Origin of the sequence: Pseudoalteromonas sp. CnMc7-15 (assembly GCF_022347925.1) — a bacterium.
Classification (GTDB): Bacteria; Pseudomonadota; Gammaproteobacteria; order Enterobacterales; family Alteromonadaceae; genus Pseudoalteromonas; species Pseudoalteromonas ruthenica.
Genome location: NZ_JAKRFT010000009.1, coordinates 1 through 17,278, shown reverse-complemented (window position 1 = coordinate 17,278; position 17,278 = coordinate 1). Strand labels below are relative to the sequence as shown.

14 protein-coding genes and 1 tRNA gene are annotated in these 17,278 nt (G+C 47.0%); all 15 read left to right on the top strand.

The features are described 5' to 3' along the window. The first annotated feature begins 238 nt into the window (after nucleotides 1-238). Nucleotides 239-970, top strand: a complete 732-nt coding sequence (gene deoC / locus MHM95_RS17885; protein ID WP_239385928.1) for a deoxyribose-phosphate aldolase — start codon at nucleotides 239-241, stop codon at nucleotides 968-970. Next, entirely contained in the window at nucleotides 967-1,476 is a 510-nt protein-coding gene (locus MHM95_RS17880; protein WP_239385927.1) for a hypothetical protein, read from the top strand. The genes deoC and MHM95_RS17880 overlap by 4 nt, the downstream gene beginning before the upstream one ends. Before the next feature lie 92 nt (nucleotides 1,477-1,568). Then, a tRNA-Trp gene (locus MHM95_RS17875) sits at nucleotides 1,569-1,645 on the top strand. A 122-nt stretch (nucleotides 1,646-1,767) separates the two neighbouring features. Further along, nucleotides 1,768-2,145: a preprotein translocase subunit SecE gene (secE, locus tag MHM95_RS17870; RefSeq protein WP_022944293.1), complete on the top strand. Its 378-nt coding sequence runs from the start codon at nucleotides 1,768-1,770 to the stop codon at nucleotides 2,143-2,145. A gap of 4 nt (nucleotides 2,146-2,149) precedes the next feature. After that, nucleotides 2,150-2,707, top strand: coding sequence for a transcription termination/antitermination protein NusG (gene nusG, locus MHM95_RS17865; RefSeq protein ID WP_022944292.1), 558 nt, complete (start codon nucleotides 2,150-2,152; stop codon nucleotides 2,705-2,707). Between the two features lie 179 nt (nucleotides 2,708-2,886). Then, a complete protein-coding gene (rplK, locus tag MHM95_RS17860) occupies nucleotides 2,887-3,315 on the top strand; it encodes a 50S ribosomal protein L11 (RefSeq protein ID WP_022944291.1) in 429 nt (142 codons plus the stop codon). Between the two features lie 4 nt (nucleotides 3,316-3,319). Next, nucleotides 3,320-4,024 (top strand): 50S ribosomal protein L1, encoded by a 705-nt coding sequence (rplA, locus tag MHM95_RS17855; RefSeq protein WP_022944290.1) that lies wholly within the window; start codon nucleotides 3,320-3,322, stop codon nucleotides 4,022-4,024. 284 nt (nucleotides 4,025-4,308) lie between these two features. After that, entirely contained in the window at nucleotides 4,309-4,803 is a 495-nt protein-coding gene (rplJ, locus tag MHM95_RS17850; RefSeq protein WP_022944289.1) for a 50S ribosomal protein L10, read from the top strand. An 81-nt stretch (nucleotides 4,804-4,884) separates the two neighbouring features. Beyond that, nucleotides 4,885-5,247, top strand: a complete 363-nt coding sequence (gene rplL / locus MHM95_RS17845; protein ID WP_022944288.1) for a 50S ribosomal protein L7/L12 — start codon at nucleotides 4,885-4,887, stop codon at nucleotides 5,245-5,247. A 274-nt stretch (nucleotides 5,248-5,521) separates the two neighbouring features. Further along, the gene (gene rpoB, locus MHM95_RS17840) at nucleotides 5,522-9,547 is read left to right on the top strand and encodes a DNA-directed RNA polymerase subunit beta (RefSeq protein WP_053911724.1); all 4,026 of its coding nucleotides are present in this window, start codon (nucleotides 5,522-5,524) and stop codon (nucleotides 9,545-9,547) included. 88 nt (nucleotides 9,548-9,635) lie between these two features. Next, the gene (gene rpoC / locus MHM95_RS17835) at nucleotides 9,636-13,814 is read left to right on the top strand and encodes a DNA-directed RNA polymerase subunit beta' (RefSeq protein ID WP_022944286.1); all 4,179 of its coding nucleotides are present in this window, start codon (nucleotides 9,636-9,638) and stop codon (nucleotides 13,812-13,814) included. Between the two features lie 191 nt (nucleotides 13,815-14,005). After that, complete coding sequence (gene rpsL, locus MHM95_RS17830) at nucleotides 14,006-14,380, top strand: 30S ribosomal protein S12 (RefSeq protein ID WP_022944285.1); 375 nt, start codon at nucleotides 14,006-14,008, stop codon at nucleotides 14,378-14,380. 98 nt (nucleotides 14,381-14,478) lie between these two features. Then, nucleotides 14,479-14,949, top strand: a complete 471-nt coding sequence (rpsG, locus tag MHM95_RS17825) for a 30S ribosomal protein S7 (protein WP_022944284.1) — start codon at nucleotides 14,479-14,481, stop codon at nucleotides 14,947-14,949. Between the two features lie 27 nt (nucleotides 14,950-14,976). Then, on the top strand, nucleotides 14,977-17,094 hold the full coding sequence (gene fusA, locus MHM95_RS17820; RefSeq protein ID WP_022944283.1) for an elongation factor G: 2,118 nt from the start codon (nucleotides 14,977-14,979) through the stop codon (nucleotides 17,092-17,094). A gap of 57 nt (nucleotides 17,095-17,151) precedes the next feature. Then, on the top strand, nucleotides 17,152-17,278 hold a 127-nt coding region (locus MHM95_RS17815), incomplete at its 3' end, for a GTP-binding protein (protein WP_228553369.1).

The following is a 17,278-nucleotide window of genomic DNA, read 5'->3' as shown; positions in this document are numbered from 1 at the left end:
GTTAACACCGAAAGCGACAATGTTTTATTGAGCTTGGAGAATGCAAGGATATAGGCAGCATTAACGGTTAAAAAATAATTTGTTCCAAGCTTATATATCTAAAAGTTATATGCCGACTTGTGAAATGGCTTAAGGCAATGAAAATCAATATTAAGGCGCTATTTTAAGTAGATTAAAGTGATAAAATTGAAAGCGATAACGGCGATATAATCACTAAGCGCAGGACCAGGAGATGACCATGAGTGACGTTCACGATGCGCAGTTAGCGCTCGCTTGTTTAGATTACACCCGATTGCAAGAGCACGACAGTGAGGATGCAATGTGTCAATTCGTGGCGCAAATTAATACCGCTTATGCACTGCCTGCAGCGCTGTGCGTCTACCCACAATGGTTGCAGCTAACCCGTCGCGAGCTCGATAATCGCAACTTACAACAAATTCCGTTGGCCACAGTGACCAACTTTCCAACTGGTGACGAGGATTTGACCACTGTTTTGGCGCAGACGCGCGAAGCGCTGCAATTAGGCACCAATGAAATTGACTTGGTGCTACCTTATCGAGCGTTGCAGCAGGGCGACGAGCAAAAAGCTTTGGATTATGTACGTCAAAGCCGTGAACTCTGTGCCAATAAAGCGAAGCTAAAGGTGATTATTGAAAGTGGCGAATTGAGCTTGTCGCAAGTACGTATTGCCAGTCGCATTGCCATAGCCGGCGGCGCCGACTTTATTAAAACCAGCACCGGGAAAGTGGCGATCAACGCGACGCCAGAGGCCGTCGCGGTGATTTTTGACGAAGTTGCGCACAGTGAACGAGCAGTGGGTGTTAAAGTCTCTGGTGGCGTAAAAAACCTAAGCCAAGCGCAGTTATATCTGGATATGGCGGTAAACACTATGGGTGGAGCATGGTTGACGCCTTTTAACTTTCGTTTCGGGGCATCATCATTACTGGGTGAGTTGTACAAAGTGTTATGAGTGACAGTGAAGCGGAAAAAATAGCGCTAGAGCATGATGCTGCGCGACGCTTTCTGCGCGCCTATGAGCGCTATTATCATATTCCGATGCGCCATATTTGGCACAATCAACCAGCGAAGCCCGATGTCAGTTGCTACATGGAAAGTGAGCGCTTAGATATAGAGATTGCGCATTTGTATGCCAACGAGCATGAAGCGATGGCCGTGCTTGGTCGACCTTTGAGCCTTGATATACAACGCCAACTGGCGCAGTTGGCACTAAACCCAGATACAGAGCAGCTGCGCTATGCACTCTCTAAACTACTCAGTGCCAAGGCCGCCAAACGTTATGACAGCAAGCGCGTATGGCTGCTAATTCGTAATGCTAGCACGCTTTGGCATCATCAAGACTTTCTTGAAGTAAAGCCGCAGTTGGTCCTTGCCCTTGGTCATCCATTCGAACAAATTTGGCTATTAACCGACTGGCAAGGCACGCATGAGCCACTACAGCTTTATAGCGCTAAATAAATCACAGCCACGACCACTAAATTAATTTTCGATGGCCTTTGTTTTGCTCTTGTTTTAGCGTCACTGGTCAGTATAATGGGCATCCACTTTGCAGGGGCGTAGTTCCAATTGGTAGAACAGCGGTCTCCAAAACCGACGGTTGGGAGTTCGAATCTCTCCGCCCCTGCCACTTTTCACAGACAAGTCTAAGTCTAAAAATCTGTTTTAAAGCATGTTTTTAAGGTTAGATTTGGATAGATTTACCCTGTCGTGTGACGGGGTTGTTGTGTCTGTATTTAAGGTATTAGGATTATGAGTGCAAATGTAGAAAACTCGTCAAGCCCGATGGACTTGGTAAAATGGCTTATCGCCATTGCGTTGCTGGCAGCAGCAGTAGTAGGCAACACCATGTATGGTGAAGAGTCTGCGTTAATTCGAGCTATTGGCGTGGTTGCTGCAATCGCCGTTGCCCTGGGTATTGCGGCAACGACAGGCAAAGGTCGCTCCTTCATCTCGTTTGCGAAAGAAGCTCGCATCGAAGTACGCAAAGTTGTTTGGCCAACACGCCAAGAAACCACACACACAACATTTATCGTGATGATCGCAACAGTGATTATGGCGCTTATCTTGTGGGGATTGGACGGAATTTTATTCCGCCTAGTGGGCTTTTTAACTGGATTGGAGATCTAATCCCATGACGGATGAGAACAAAGAAAAGAAATTACGTTGGTATGTAATCCAGGCTTTCTCAGGTTTTGAGAAGCGTGTTGCGCAAACCATCAAAGAGCACATCAAAATCCAAGGCCTTGAAGATAGCTTTGGAGAGGTGTTGGTGCCAACTGAAGAAGTAGTGGAAATGCGCGCCGGTCAAAAGCGCAAATCAGAACGTAAATTTTTCCCAGGTTACGTACTGGTAGAAATGGACATGAATGATGAGAGCTGGCACCTAGTGAACAGCACCCCTCGCGTGATGGGTTTCATTGGTGGTACTTCTGATCGTCCAGCACCAATCAGCAAGCGCGAAGCCGACCGCATTCTTAATCGTCTCGAAGAAAATGCTGAAGCGCCGAAGCCAGCCACCTTGTTTGAAGCAGGTGAAGTGGTTCGTGTTATTGATGGCCCATTTGCTGATTTCAACGGTGTGGTTGAAGAAGTGGATTACGAGAAAAGCCGCTTGAAAGTATCAGTACTTATCTTCGGTCGTTCTACCCCTGTTGAACTTGAATTTGGTCAGGTTGAACAAGACAAGTAAGTTGCTCGTAAAACACGCAAACTAATGTTGAAAAAGGCCGCTGACTAACTTATAATCAGCGGCCTTTTTGTAGCAGCTGAAAATGCTGGCTGCAAAATAGGTTTTTTATTAATTGGGAAGCCGTTTGAGTACGCGTCCTCGCGCGCACGAGGCTAAGACCCACCTAACGAGGTATAATCATGGCTAAAAAAGTTGAAGCTTTAATCAAGCTACAAGTTGCTGCTGGTATGGCTAACCCTAGTCCACCAGTAGGTCCTGCTCTAGGTCAACACGGTGTAAACATCATGGAATTCTGTAAAGCGTTCAACGCTCGTACAGAGTCTCTAGAGAAAGGCGCTCCGGTTCCTGTAATCATCTCTGTTTACAATGACCGTTCTTTCACGTTTGACATGAAAACGCCACCTGCTGCTTACCTACTTAAGAAAGCTGCAGGCATTAAGTCTGGTTCAGGCCGTCCTAACACTGAAAAAGTGGGTACAGTTACTCGTGCTCAACTTGAAGAGATCGTTGAGATGAAGAAACCTGACCTTACAGCGGCTGATATGGACGCTGCGGTACGCACTATCGCAGGTTCTGCGCGTGCAATGGGCTTGAACGTAGAGGACTAAGATAATGGCAAAATTAACTAAACGTATGCGTACTATCCGCGAAAAAGTGGATGTCACTAAAGATTACGAAATCAACGAAGCTGTTGCACTTCTAAAAGAGCTAGCAACTGCTAAGTTCGTTGAAAGTGTTGACGTTGCTGTTAACCTTGGTATCGATGCACGTAAATCTGACCAAAACGTACGTGGTGCGACTGTACTTCCAAATGGTACTGGTCGTGACGTTCGCGTTGCTGTATTCACTTCAGGTGCTAATGCAGACGCAGCTAAAGAAGCTGGCGCGGATATCGTAGGTATGGAAGATCTTGCTGACAAAGTAAAAGCTGGCGAGATGGACTTTGACGTTGTTGTTGCTTCTCCAGATGCAATGCGCGTTGTTGGTCAACTAGGTCAAATCCTAGGTCCACGTGGTCTTATGCCTAACCCTAAAACTGGTACTGTAACACCTAATGTTGCTGAAGCAGTTAAAAACGCGAAAGCGGGTCAGGTTCGTTACCGCAACGACAAGAACGGTATCGTCCACTCTACCATTGGTAAAGTTGACTTCACTGCTGAACAGCTACAACAAAACCTTGAGTCTCTTATCGTAGCGCTTAAGAAGGCTAAGCCTTCACAAGCAAAAGGTACTTACATCAAGAAAGTAAGCATCTCGACTACTATGGGCGCAGGTGTTGCTGTTGACCAAAACTCACTAAGCACGCAAGTAGCGTAATTTAGGAGTTTACGTGGCGCGATTTTTATACTATAATTTCGCGCCATTTTGTTGAGTATTGAACTCAACAATCAACGAATTCGGGTTGAAGCCAACGTTGTTGGCTTCCGTCCAAGACCGTAGGTGCAGTCACGTATTGCTTAATTTCCTACGTAGACGGTGTGAATCCCAGCTAGATTTTTCCTAATCTTCTGGCTCTCGCCGTAACAAGCAGCTCCGTCATGATGATGGAGTAGAGTAAAACTGAGGTATTTCGGTATCTCACTGAACCAGGAGTAACACCCATGGCTTTAAATCTTCAAGACAAAAAAGCAATTGTTGCTGAAGTCAACGAAGCTGCCAAAGGTGCTCTATCTGCAGTAGTTGCAGATTCTCGTGGTGTAACTGTTGACGCTATCACTTCACTTCGTAAAGAAGCTCGTGAAGCAGGTGTATGGATGAAAGTCGTTCGTAACACTCTAGCTAAACGCGCTATCGAAGGGACTGATTACGAGTGTCTTAACGATTCACTAGTAGGCCCTAGCCTAATCGCTTTCTCTTCTGAGCACCCAGGTGCTGCAGCGCGTATCTTCACAGATTTCGCAAAGAGTAACGAAGCATTTGAGCTTAAAACGGCTGTATTTGACGGTGAAATCGTAGATGTAGATATGCTAGCTAAGCTACCTACATACGACGAAGCAGTTGCACGTCTAATGAGCGCTATGAAAGAAGCTTCTGCAGGCAAGTTGGCAAAAACTCTTGCTGCAGTTCGCGACCAGAAACAAGAACAAGCTGCTTAATTTTTATTTATAAGCTATTGTTCTTTATCGGTGTAATGAATTTAATGAACCCTCGGGTTCGAGAATATTAGGAAATTTATAATGTCTGTAACTAAAGACCAAATCCTTGACGCTATTGCTGAAATGTCAGTAATGGAAGTTGTTGAACTAGTAGAAGCAATGGAAGAAAAATTCGGCGTAACTGCAGCTGCTGCTGTTGTTGCTGCTGGTCCTGCTGAAGCTGCTGAAGAGAAGACTGAGTTCGACGTAATCCTAGCTGGCGCTGGCGGTAACAAAGTTGCTGCTATCAAAGCGGTACGTGGCGCAACAGGTCTTGGCCTTAAAGAAGCTAAAGCACTTGTTGAATCAGCTCCTGCACCTATCAAAGAAGGTGTTTCTAAGGAAGAAGCTGAAGCACTTAAGAAAGATCTTGAAGAAGCTGGTGCTGAAGTTGAGATCAAGTAATCTAGCGTATGCTAGGTTCGCTGCCTGAGTAATCAGGCAAGGGCTGGTGATTATTTAATCACCGGCCCTTTTGCGCTATAGAGCGAAAATTTGCTCCAGGGTGCTCTAAACCTAAATTTCACTTTTATTTTCAATTGGTTACGCAACTTCATTGGCAATAGCAGTGACATTTAGGAACAACAATTCTAAATGTTGTAAATATTGGCATAGATGCCAGTTATGTCTGTTCTTACAAGAACAGGTAGGGTCAAAGATCAGCAAGCTGAGGAACCCCATGGCTTACTCTTATTCTGAAAAGAAACGTATCCGTAAGGATTTTGGTAAACGTCCACAGGTTTTGGACGTACCTTTCTTACTGCAAATGCAGTTAGAATCGTTTAAAAAATTCTTAACTCCGGACGCTGACGGCGATTTCGGTTTGGAAGCTGCCTTCCGCTCCGTTTTCCCGATTAAAAGCTATTCGGGCAACTCTGAGCTTCAATACGTAAGTTATCGTATTGGTGAGCCAGTGTTCGATGTTAAAGAATGTCAAATCCGCGGTGTGACTTATTCTGCTCCACTTCGCGTAAAACTTCGTCTTGTGCTTATGGACAAAGAAGCACCCGGCACAGTTAAAGACATCAAAGAGCAAGAAGTTTACATGGGCGAAATTCCGCTCATGACTGACACAGGTACCTTTGTTATCAATGGTACTGAGCGTGTTATCGTTTCTCAGCTACACCGTTCACCTGGTGTATTCTTTGATAACGACCGCGGTAAAACGCACTCCTCTGGTAAGGTGCTTTATAACGCTCGCGTTATTCCTTACCGTGGTTCATGGCTCGACTTTGAATTCGACGCTAAAGATAATCTCTACGTACGTATCGACCGTCGCCGTAAGTTGCCGTCGTCGATCATTTTGCGCGCGCTTGATTACTCAACAGAAGAAATTCTTAATATCTTCTTTGAAACCACTACCTTTGAGGTGAGTGACGGTAAAGTTCTTATGGAGCTTGTGCCTGCGCGTCTACGTGGTGAAACCGCAGCCTTTGACATTAAAGGCGAAGATGGCGAAGTCTTGGTAGAACAAGGCCGTCGTATTACTGCGCGTCACATCAAGAGCATCGAGAAAAAAGGCATCAAGCAGCTAGAAGTACCGCATGAGTACGTCATTGGCCGAGTATTAGCGAAAAACTATGTTGATGAGTCAACAGGTGAAGTAATCGCCAATGCTAACGATGAACTATCGCTTGAGCTAATGGCTGAGCTTGTTAAAGCAGGTCACACCGAAATTGCTACTTTATATATCAATGAAGTAGACAGCGGCTCTTACATGTCAGATACCGTTCGTATCGACTCAACTACAAATCGCCTTGAGGCCTTGGTAGAAATCTACCGAATGATGCGCCCAGGTGAGCCGCCGACAAAAGAAGCTGCAGAAGCGCTATTTGAAAACTTATTCTTTACCGATGAGCGCTATGACCTATCAACCGTAGGTCGTATGAAGTTCAACAGCCGCGTTGGTTATGACACCGACGAAGGCCCAGGTACTTTGTCTAAAGAAGACATCGTTGCCGTGATGAAAGTGCTTATCGATATCCGTAACGGTAAAGGCGATGTTGATGACATCGACCACCTTGGTAACCGTCGTATCCGCTCTGTAGGCGAAATGGCAGAAAACCAGTTCCGTGTCGGTCTAGTTCGTGTTGAGCGTGCTGTACGTGAGCGTCTAAGCCTTGGTGACCTTGATGCCATCATGCCGCAAGACCTTATCAACGCCAAGCCAATTTCGGCAGCGGTGAAAGAGTTCTTCGGTTCATCACAGCTTTCTCAATTTATGGACCAAAACAACCCGCTATCAGAAGTTACGCACAAGCGTCGTATTTCTGCATTAGGTCCGGGTGGTCTTACGCGTGAGCGTGCAGGCTTCGAAGTACGTGACGTACACGTAACGCACTACGGTCGCGTATGTCCAATCGAAACGCCTGAAGGTCCAAACATCGGTCTAATTAACTCATTGTCTACGTATGCACGTACCAATGACTTTGGTTTCCTAGAAACACCTTACCGTAAAGTGGTTGATGGTGCGGTTACCGACGAGGTTGATTACCTTTCTGCTATCGAAGAAGGTCAGTTCGTTATTGCTCAGGCAAATGCTGACTTAAACGATGACAACGGATTTGTAGAAGAGCTGATTACTTGCCGTCACAAAGGCGAGTCAACCTTGATGCCGCGCGATGATATCCAGTATATGGACGTTTCGCCACAACAGGTTATTTCAGTCGCTGCTGCGCTTATCCCATTCCTAGAGCACGATGATGCGAACCGTGCATTGATGGGATCGAACATGCAACGTCAGGCTGTACCGACACTACGTGCTGATAAACCACTAGTAGGTACAGGTATCGAGCTTACACTTGCGAAAGACTCGGGTGTAACTATCGTTGCTAAGCGTGGTGGTGTGGTTGATTACGCTGATGCGAGCCGTATCGTTATCAACGTAAATGAAGATGAGCGTGTACCTGGCGAAGCGGGTATCGACATCTACAACCTAACTAAGTACACCCGTTCTAACCAGAACACCTGTATTAACCAAAAGCCAACTTGTATGGTTGGTGAGCCAATTGTACGTGGTGACGTACTTGCTGATGGTCCGTCAACAGACCTTGGCGACTTGGCGTTAGGTCAAAACTTACGCGTGGCATTCATGCCTTGGAATGGTTACAACTTCGAGGATTCAATCCTTCTTTCAGAGAATGTTGTAAAAGAAGATCGTCTAACGACTATCCATATCCAAGAGCTTCAGTGTATTGCTCGCGATACTAAGCTTGGGCCGGAAGAAATCACTGCTGACATCCCGAACGTGGGTGAGTCTGCACTGGGCAAGCTAGATGAGTCTGGCGTTGTTTACATCGGTGCAGAAGTGAAAGGCGGCGACATTCTAGTAGGTAAAGTAACACCTAAAGGTGAAACTCAGCTTACGCCTGAAGAGAAGCTACTGCGTGCCATCTTTGGTGAGAAAGCGTCTGACGTTAAAGACAGCTCGCTACGTGTACCAAACTCAGTATCAGGTACCGTAATCGACGTACAAGTCTTCACCCGTGACGGTGTAGAAAAAGACAAACGTGCGCTTGAAATCGAAGAAATGCAGCTTCGTGAAGCGAAGAAAGACTTCAACGAAGAGTTCAAGATTCTTGAAGAAGGTGTGTTAAGCCGTGCTCGTGGTCTATTGACCGGCGCAGGCATGGATGCAGCCAGCCTAGAAGGTCTCGCTGCTGATAAGCTATTAACACAAAGCCTAGCTGATGAAGGCAAGCAAGCAGAACTTGAGCAACTAGCAGCGCAGTACGATGAGCTTAAAGCTGAGTACGATAAGAAGTTTGAAACGAAACGTCGCAAGATCACTCAAGGTGATGACTTAGCGCCAGGCGTGTTGAAGATTGTGAAGGTTTACCTAGCGGTTAAACGTCGCATCCAGCCAGGTGATAAGATGGCGGGTCGTCACGGTAACAAAGGTGTTATCTCGACTATCGTACCTGTAGAAGACATGCCTTACGATGAGAAAGGCCGTACCGTTGATATCGTATTGAACCCGCTGGGCGTACCATCGCGTATGAACATCGGTCAGATCCTAGAGACTCACATGGGTCTTGCGGCACGCGGTATCGGTGAGCGTATTGAAGAAATGATGAAAGAGCAGCGTGAGCTTCACGAACTGCGTGAATTCATCAAGAAAGCTTACGAACTGGGTGAATGTCGCCAGCAAGTAGACATCGCTAGCTTCTCTGATGACGAAGTTCGTCGCCTAGCAGAGAATCTAAAAGGCGGTCTACCGATTGCTACTCCTGCATTTGACGGTGCTCGCGAAAGCGAAATCAAGGAAATGTTGGAGCTCGGTGGTTACCCATCAAGCGGTCAGGTAACGCTGTATGATGGTCGTACTGGCGATCAGTTTGAGCGTCAAGTAACGGTTGGTTACATGTACATGCTGAAACTGAACCACCTTGTTGATGACAAGATGCACGCGCGTTCTACTGGCTCATACAGCCTAGTAACGCAGCAGCCGCTAGGTGGTAAAGCACAGTTCGGTGGTCAGCGCTTCGGTGAGATGGAAGTCTGGGCACTAGAAGCGTACGGCGCGGCTTATACCCTGCAAGAGATGTTGACTGTGAAGTCGGATGACGTGAATGGTCGTACTAAGATGTATAAGAACATCGTTGACGGTAACCACAAGATGGAACCGGGTATGCCAGAATCATTCAACGTATTGTTGAAAGAAATCCGTTCACTCGGTATCAACATCGAGCTGGAAGAAGAATAAGCCGGTCGGGCGCAAGGCGCCCAAACCTGCGAACAAATAAATGGGCGGCTTGCCGCCCTCGAGATTAACCTCCGACAGGAGAGCTAAGGTGAAAGACTTACTTAAGTTTCTGAAGCAACAAAATAAGACCGAAGAATTCGATGCAATTCGCATTGGTCTTGCTTCGCCGGACATGGTGCGTTCATGGTCATATGGTGAAGTAAAGAAACCTGAGACCATTAACTACCGTACTTTCAAGCCTGAGCGTGACGGCTTATTCTGTGCCCGTATTTTCGGCCCAGTGAAAGATTACGAGTGTTTGTGTGGTAAATACAAGCGCTTGAAGCACCGTGGTGTTATTTGTGAAAAGTGTGGCGTTGAAGTAACGCTAACCAAAGTGCGTCGTGACCGTATGGGTCACATTGAGCTGGCAAGCCCAGTGGCACACATTTGGTTCCTAAAATCACTGCCATCGCGTATCGGCCTAATGCTTGATATGACGCTTCGTGACATCGAGCGTGTGCTGTACTTCGAATCATTCGTGGTAACCGAACCTGGTATGACGACGCTTGAGCGTGGTCAGCTTTTAGGTGAAGAAGAGTACCTTGATGCTCTTGAAGAGCACGGTGATGAATTTGAAGCGAAGATGGGTGCAGAAGCTGTACTTGATCTTCTTAAAGAACTCGACCTAGGTCAGCTGATTGCAGAAATGCGCGAAGAGCTACCAACTATCAACTCTGAAACCAAGCGTAAGAAAATTACCAAGCGTTTGAAGTTGATGGAATCATTCCACCAATCAGGTAACAATCCTGAGTGGATGGTAATGAGCGTTCTTCCAGTGCTACCGCCTGATCTACGTCCACTTGTACCACTAGACGGCGGTCGTTTTGCGACGTCAGATCTAAACGACCTTTATCGTCGTGTGATCAACCGTAACAACCGTTTGAAGCGTCTTCTCGATTTAGCCGCGCCAGACATCATCGTACGCAACGAAAAGCGTATGTTGCAAGAAGCGGTCGATGCGCTCCTTGATAACGGTCGTCGTGGTCGTGCTATTACCGGTTCCAACAAGCGTCCACTTAAGTCGCTTGCAGACATGATCAAAGGTAAGCAAGGTCGTTTCCGTCAAAACCTTCTTGGTAAGCGTGTTGACTACTCAGGCCGTTCTGTAATTACCGTAGGTCCTACACTGAAACTACACCAGTGTGGTCTGCCTAAGAAAATGGCTCTTGAACTATTCAAGCCTTTCATCTACGGCAAACTTGAGCGCCGTGGTATGGCGACAACCATCAAAGCTGCGAAGAAGATGGTTGAGCGCGAAGTACCAGAGGTTTGGGACGTACTAGACGAAGTTATTCGTGAACACCCAGTGCTACTTAACCGTGCACCAACCCTTCACCGTTTGGGTATTCAGGCGTTTGAGCCGGTACTTATCGAAGGTAAAGCGATTCACCTGCACCCATTGGTGTGTGCGGCGTATAACGCTGACTTCGACGGTGACCAAATGGCGGTTCACGTACCATTAACGCTAGAAGCGCAGCTCGAAGCACGCGCGTTGATGATGTCAACCAACAACATTCTTTCGCCTGCGAACGGTGAGCCAATCATCGTACCTTCACAGGACGTTGTTTTGGGTCTTTACTACATGACCCGTGATCGCATTAATGCCAAAGGTGAAGGCCTGGTATTTAAAGACGCGAAAGAAGCTGAAAAAGCCTATCGTACTGGTACTGCCGAGCTACATGCTCGAGTAAAAGTACGGATGACAGAAACGGTAATCGAAGAAGACGGCAGCACTGAAGAAGTGACCGGCGTTATCGATACCACTGTTGGTCGTGCTATTTTCTCGTTGATCATGCCTAAAGGCTTACCTTTCTCACTGGTTAACCGTGCGTTAGGTAAGAAGCAAATCTCAGGTATGCTTAATGAGTGTTACCGTCGTCTAGGCTTGAAAGACACCGTAGTGTTTGCTGACCAAGTGATGTACACCGGTTTCCACTATGCGATGAAATCGGGTGTATCAATCGGCATCAACGACATGGAAATCCCGCCGGTTAAAACCGAGATCATCGATGCAGCGGAAGCTGAGGTTGCCGAAATCAACCAACAGTTCCAGTCTGGTCTTGTAACAGCGGGTGAGAAGTACAACAAAGTTATCGATATTTGGTCACGTGTGAACGAAAACTTATCACGCGAAATGATGGCGAACTTATCGAAAGACACTGTTATCAATGCTGAGGGTAACGAAGAAGAGCAAGACTCATTCAACTCAGTGTTTATGATGGCCGACTCGGGCGCACGGGGTAGTGCCGCTCAGATTCGTCAGCTAGCGGGTATGCGTGGTCTAATGGCTCGTCCAGATGGTTCAATCATCGAAACGCCAATTACCGCGAACTTCCGTGAAGGTCTAAACGTACTTCAGTACTTCATCTCAACGCACGGTGCGCGTAAAGGTCTTGCCGATACCGCATTGAAGACAGCGAACTCGGGTTACCTAACGCGTCGTCTCGTAGACGTAGCGCAAGACTTGGTAATCAATGAGAGCGACTGTGGCACGGAAGATGGTCTAACTATGAAGCCACTCATTGAAGGTGGTGACGTGGTAGAGCCGCTACGCGAGCGTGTACTAGGCCGTGTAGTTGCTGAAGACGTACTTAAGCCAGGCACTGAGGAAGTGTTGGTTGAGCGTAACATCATGCTTGATGAAAAGCTGTGTGACCTACTTGAAGAGCACTCAGTGGATGAAGTACGTGTTCGTTCTGTTATCACCTGTGACAATGACTTTGGTGTATGTGCTAAATGTTACGGTCGTGACTTGGCTCGTGGCCATATCATCAACCCAGGTGAAGCGGTCGGTGTTATTGCAGCACAGTCAATCGGTGAGCCAGGTACACAGCTTACCATGCGTACCTTCCACATCGGTGGTGCGGCATCGCGGGCATCTGCAGAGAACAGCGTACAAGTTAAAAACAACGGTCGTCTGAAACTTCACAATGCGAAATATGTGTTGAATTCAGAAGGCAAGATCGTTATCACTTCACGTTCTACCGAGATCACCATCATTGATGAGCATGGTCGTGAGAAAGAGCGTTATAAAGTACCTTACGGTGCAGTGTTAACGGTACAAGATGGTGCCGAAGTGAAAGGCAACGACATCGTAGCGATGTGGGACCCGCACAGTCACCCAATCATCATCGAACACGAGTCAAAAGTATCGTTCAGCGATATCGATGACTCTAACACCGAAGCTCAGACCGACGAGTTGACTGGTCTAACGCGTGTGGTTGTTAAAGACCTAGCCAAGGTGAATGCGAAAGAGCCTAAGCTTATCATTGAGAATGAAGAGCGCGGCCTGCAAGAGATTCGCCTACCGTCATTCACCACCATTGAGGTGAGCGATGGCGCCACGGTGAACCCAGGTGATGTGCTTGCACGTATCCCGCAAGAAGGTTCGAAAACTCGTGATATTACCGGTGGTCTACCACGTGTTGCTGACCTATTCGAAGCGCGTAAGCCGAAAGATCCAGCCATCCTAGCGGAGATCTCAGGTACGGTAAGCTTTGGTAAAGAAACCAAAGGTAAGAAGCGTCTTGTAATCACCCCAGCGGAAGGTGATGCATACGAAGAGATGATTCCAAAGTGGCGTCAGCTTAACGTGTTCGAAGGTGAGACAGTGAGCAAAGGTGAAGTAATCGCCGATGGTCCAGAGTCTCCACATGATATCCTTCGTCTACGTGGTGTGACCGATGTTGCTAACTACATCGTTAATGAAGTGCAAGACGTTTACCGTCTGCAGGGTGTAAAGATTAACGATAAGCACATCGAAACTGTTATTCGTCAGATGCTACGTAAATGTATCATCCTTGACGGTGGCGACACTGAATTCCTAGCCGGTGAACAGGTTGAAGTTGCACGCGTAAGCATCGCAAACCGTGAACTTGAGGCCGAAGGTAAGATCCCAGCGAAGTATGAAATTCAGCTAATGGGTATTACCAAAGCATCATTGGCAACCGAATCATTCATTTCAGCAGCCTCGTTCCAGGAGACGACACGTGTCCTAACTGAAGCCGCTGTAAATGGTAAGAGCGATGAACTTCGCGGTCTGAAAGAAAACGTAATCGTGGGTCGCTTGATCCCAGCCGGTACCGGCTTTGCGTATCACCAAGACCGCCAAAATCGTCGTAAACAGAATGCAGAGGAACTGCTTGAGCCAACAGTAAGTGCCGAGGAAGCAACCCAAGCACTGACTGATGCACTTAATGCAGATTTGTCTGGCGACCAAGAATAACCGCTTAATTTCATAATTAAGTCACGCTGAGGGCGGTATAATACCGCTCTCGGCGTTGTTTTGGTTGACAGGCTAAACTTTGCTCATTAAAATTCCGCCACCCTTTTACTCGCTGGTGTTATCGCAGTGTGTAAATTGGGCGGAATTTTTAATTTCAGTAGTAACTTTAATTTTTCATCAGGAGCTATTTGATGGCAACTATTAACCAGCTAGTGCGCAAGCCACGTCGCAGCAAGGTTACAACTAGTAACTCAGCCGCGCTTAAGGCATGTCCACAAAAGCGTGGTGTATGTACTCGTGTATATACCACTACTCCTAAGAAACCAAACTCGGCTCTACGTAAAGTAGCCCGTGTACGTTTAACAAACGGTTTCGAAGTAACATCTTACATCGGTGGTGAAGGCCACAACCTTCAAGAGCACAGTGTAATCCTTATCCGTGGTGGTCGTGTTAAAGACTTACCTGGTGTACGTTTCCACACTGTTCGCGGTGCACTTGACTGTGCCGGCGTAAATGACCGTAAACAAGGTCGTTCTAAGTACGGTGCAAAACGTCCTAAGGGCTAATGGTTCTCCGTTAGTAAGGCCAAGCACTTAAGTTTTAATTAAATATTAGTTTTGGGAATCTGTTCAAAAAACAGACCTGAAGAAATCGGAGAGATAAAATGCCTAGAAGACGCGTAATAGGTCAACGTAAAATTCTTCCAGATCCTAAGTTCGGATCAGAATTACTTGCAAAGTTCGTCAACGTAGTAATGCTTGACGGCAAAAAGTCTACTGCTGAAAACATCGTTTATGGTGCGCTAGACGTGGCTGCTGAGAAATCAGGCAAACCGCACCTAGAAATCTTTGAGTCTGCACTTGAAAACGTTCGCCCACAGGTAGAGGTTAAATCTCGCCGTGTAGGTGGTTCAACGTACCAAGTACCAGTTGAAGTTCGTCCAGTTCGCCGCAACGCACTAGGTATGCGTTGGTTGGTTGAAGCTGCACGTAAGCGTGGTGAAAAATCTATGGGCCTTCGTCTGGCTCAAGAGATGATCGACGCAGCTGATAACAAAGGCACTGCGGTTAAGAAACGTGAAGACGTTCACCGTATGGCTGAAGCGAACAAAGCATTCGCTCATTACCGTTGGTAATCTGTCCTTAACCTTTAAGAGGATTATATGGCACGTACAACTCCAATTGAGCGCTACCGCAATATCGGTATTTGTGCTCACGTAGATGCAGGTAAAACCACCACGACGGAACGTGTACTTTTTTACACGGGCCTATCTCACAAAATTGGTGAGGTACACGATGGTGCTGCAACTATGGACTGGATGGAGCAAGAGCAGGAGCGTGGTATTACCATCACGTCTGCTGCGACCACTTGTTTCTGGAAAGGGATGGACGCGCAATTTGACGACCATCGCATCAATATCATCGATACCCCAGGGCACGTAGACTTCACCATTGAAGTTGAGCGTTCACTGCGTGTACTTGATGGTGCTGTTGTCGTGCTTTGTGCTTCATCAGGTGTACAGCCACAGACAGAAACAGTCTGGCGGCAGGCCAATAAATACGAAGTTCCACGTATGATCTTCGTAAATAAAATGGACCGTATTGGCGCCGACTTTTTGTCGGTTGTAGATCAGGTGAAAACCCGTCTGGGTGCAACTCCTGTTCCGATTCAGCTGCCTATTGGTGCTGAAGAAGACTTTAAAGGTGTAATTGATCTTATCAAGATGAAAGCCATCAACTGGAACGAAGCGGACCAGGGGATGTCATTTACATTTGAGGAGATCCCGGCAGAGCTTCAAGACCAAGCCGAAGAATACCGCTCACTTCTTGTGGAAGCGGCGGCTGAGGCCAATGAAGAGCTAATGGACAAATATTTAGAAGAAGGTGAGCTCAGCGAAGCTGAGATCAAGCAAGGCCTTCGTGCTCGCACTCTAAGCAACGAAATTGTGCTGATGAGTTGCGGCAGTGCGTTCAAGAACAAAGGCGTGCAAGCGATGCTTGATGCCGTGATTGAATACATGCCTTCACCTACCGAAGTTAAACCGATTCAAGGTGTTCTTGATGATGGCGAGACTGAAGACACGCGTCCAGCAGATGACAAAGCGCCTTTCTCAGCATTGGCCTTTAAAATTGCTACCGACCCGTTTGTAGGCACGCTAACCTTCTTCCGTGTGTACTCAGGCACAGTTGCCCAGGGTGACACGGTATATAACCCAGTTAAATCAAAGCGTGAGCGCTTCGGTCGTATCGTCCAGATGCACTCAAACTCACGTGAAGAGATCAAAGAAGTTCGTGCCGGCGATATCGCCGCTGCGATTGGTCTCAAAGACGTAACAACAGGTGATACCCTGTGTGACGGGAATGCAATCATTACGCTAGAGCGTATGGAATTCCCAGAGCCGGTGATCTCTGTTGCGGTAGAGCCAAAAACCAAGGCAGACCAAGAAAAGATGGGTATCGCGCTAGGTAAACTAGCGGCAGAAGATCCTTCTTTCCGCGTACAAACAGACGAAGAATCTGGCCAGACTATTATCTCTGGTATGGGTGAATTACACCTCGATATTATCGTCGACCGTATGAAGCGTGAATTCAAAGTTGAATGTAACGTTGGTAAACCTCAGGTTGCCTACCGTGAGGCGATTCGTTCAGCCGTTAAGGTTGAGGGTAAGTTTGTTCGTCAATCGGGTGGTCGTGGCCAATATGGTCATGTTTGGGTCAAACTTGAACCGCTTGATATTAGCGATGAAGAAGCACCAACATTCGAGTTCGTTAACGAAATCGTTGGTGGTACTGTACCGAAGGAATATATTCCAGCGGTAGAAAAAGGTCTCCACGAGCAGATGGAGCAAGGTGTTCTTGCTGGTTATCCGCTTCTGGGCGTTAAAGCGACGTTATTCGATGGTTCGTTCCACGATGTCGACTCCAACGAAATGGCCTTTAAGATCGCAGGTGCAATGGCAATGCGTAACGGCGCGCTTGAAGCGAACCCCGTGTTGTTAGAGCCTATCATGAAGGTAGAAGTGATCACTCCTGAAGCAAATATGGGTGATGTTGTAGGCGACCTAAACCGTCGTCGCGGTATGATCGAAGGAATGGAAGAGGCACCAGGCGGCTTAAAACAAGTGAACGCCGAAGTACCACTTTCAGAAATGTTCGGTTATGCAACTGACTTACGATCAGCTACACAAGGTCGTGCCTCGTACTCGATGGAATTCCTCAAGTACGCAGAAGCGGCTAAAAATGTAGCTGATGGAATTATTGCAGCTCGCGCTGTTAAGTAATTTGAGTTCGGTCCGATCTTCGGGTCGGACTTTAATTTCTTTATAGGAATTTTGAAAATGGCAAAAGAAAAGTTTGAACGTTCGAAACCGCACGTAAACGTAGGTACAATCGGCCACGTTGACCACGGTAAAACAACTCTAACTGCAGCGATCACTAACGTACTAGCAAAAGTATACGGTGGTG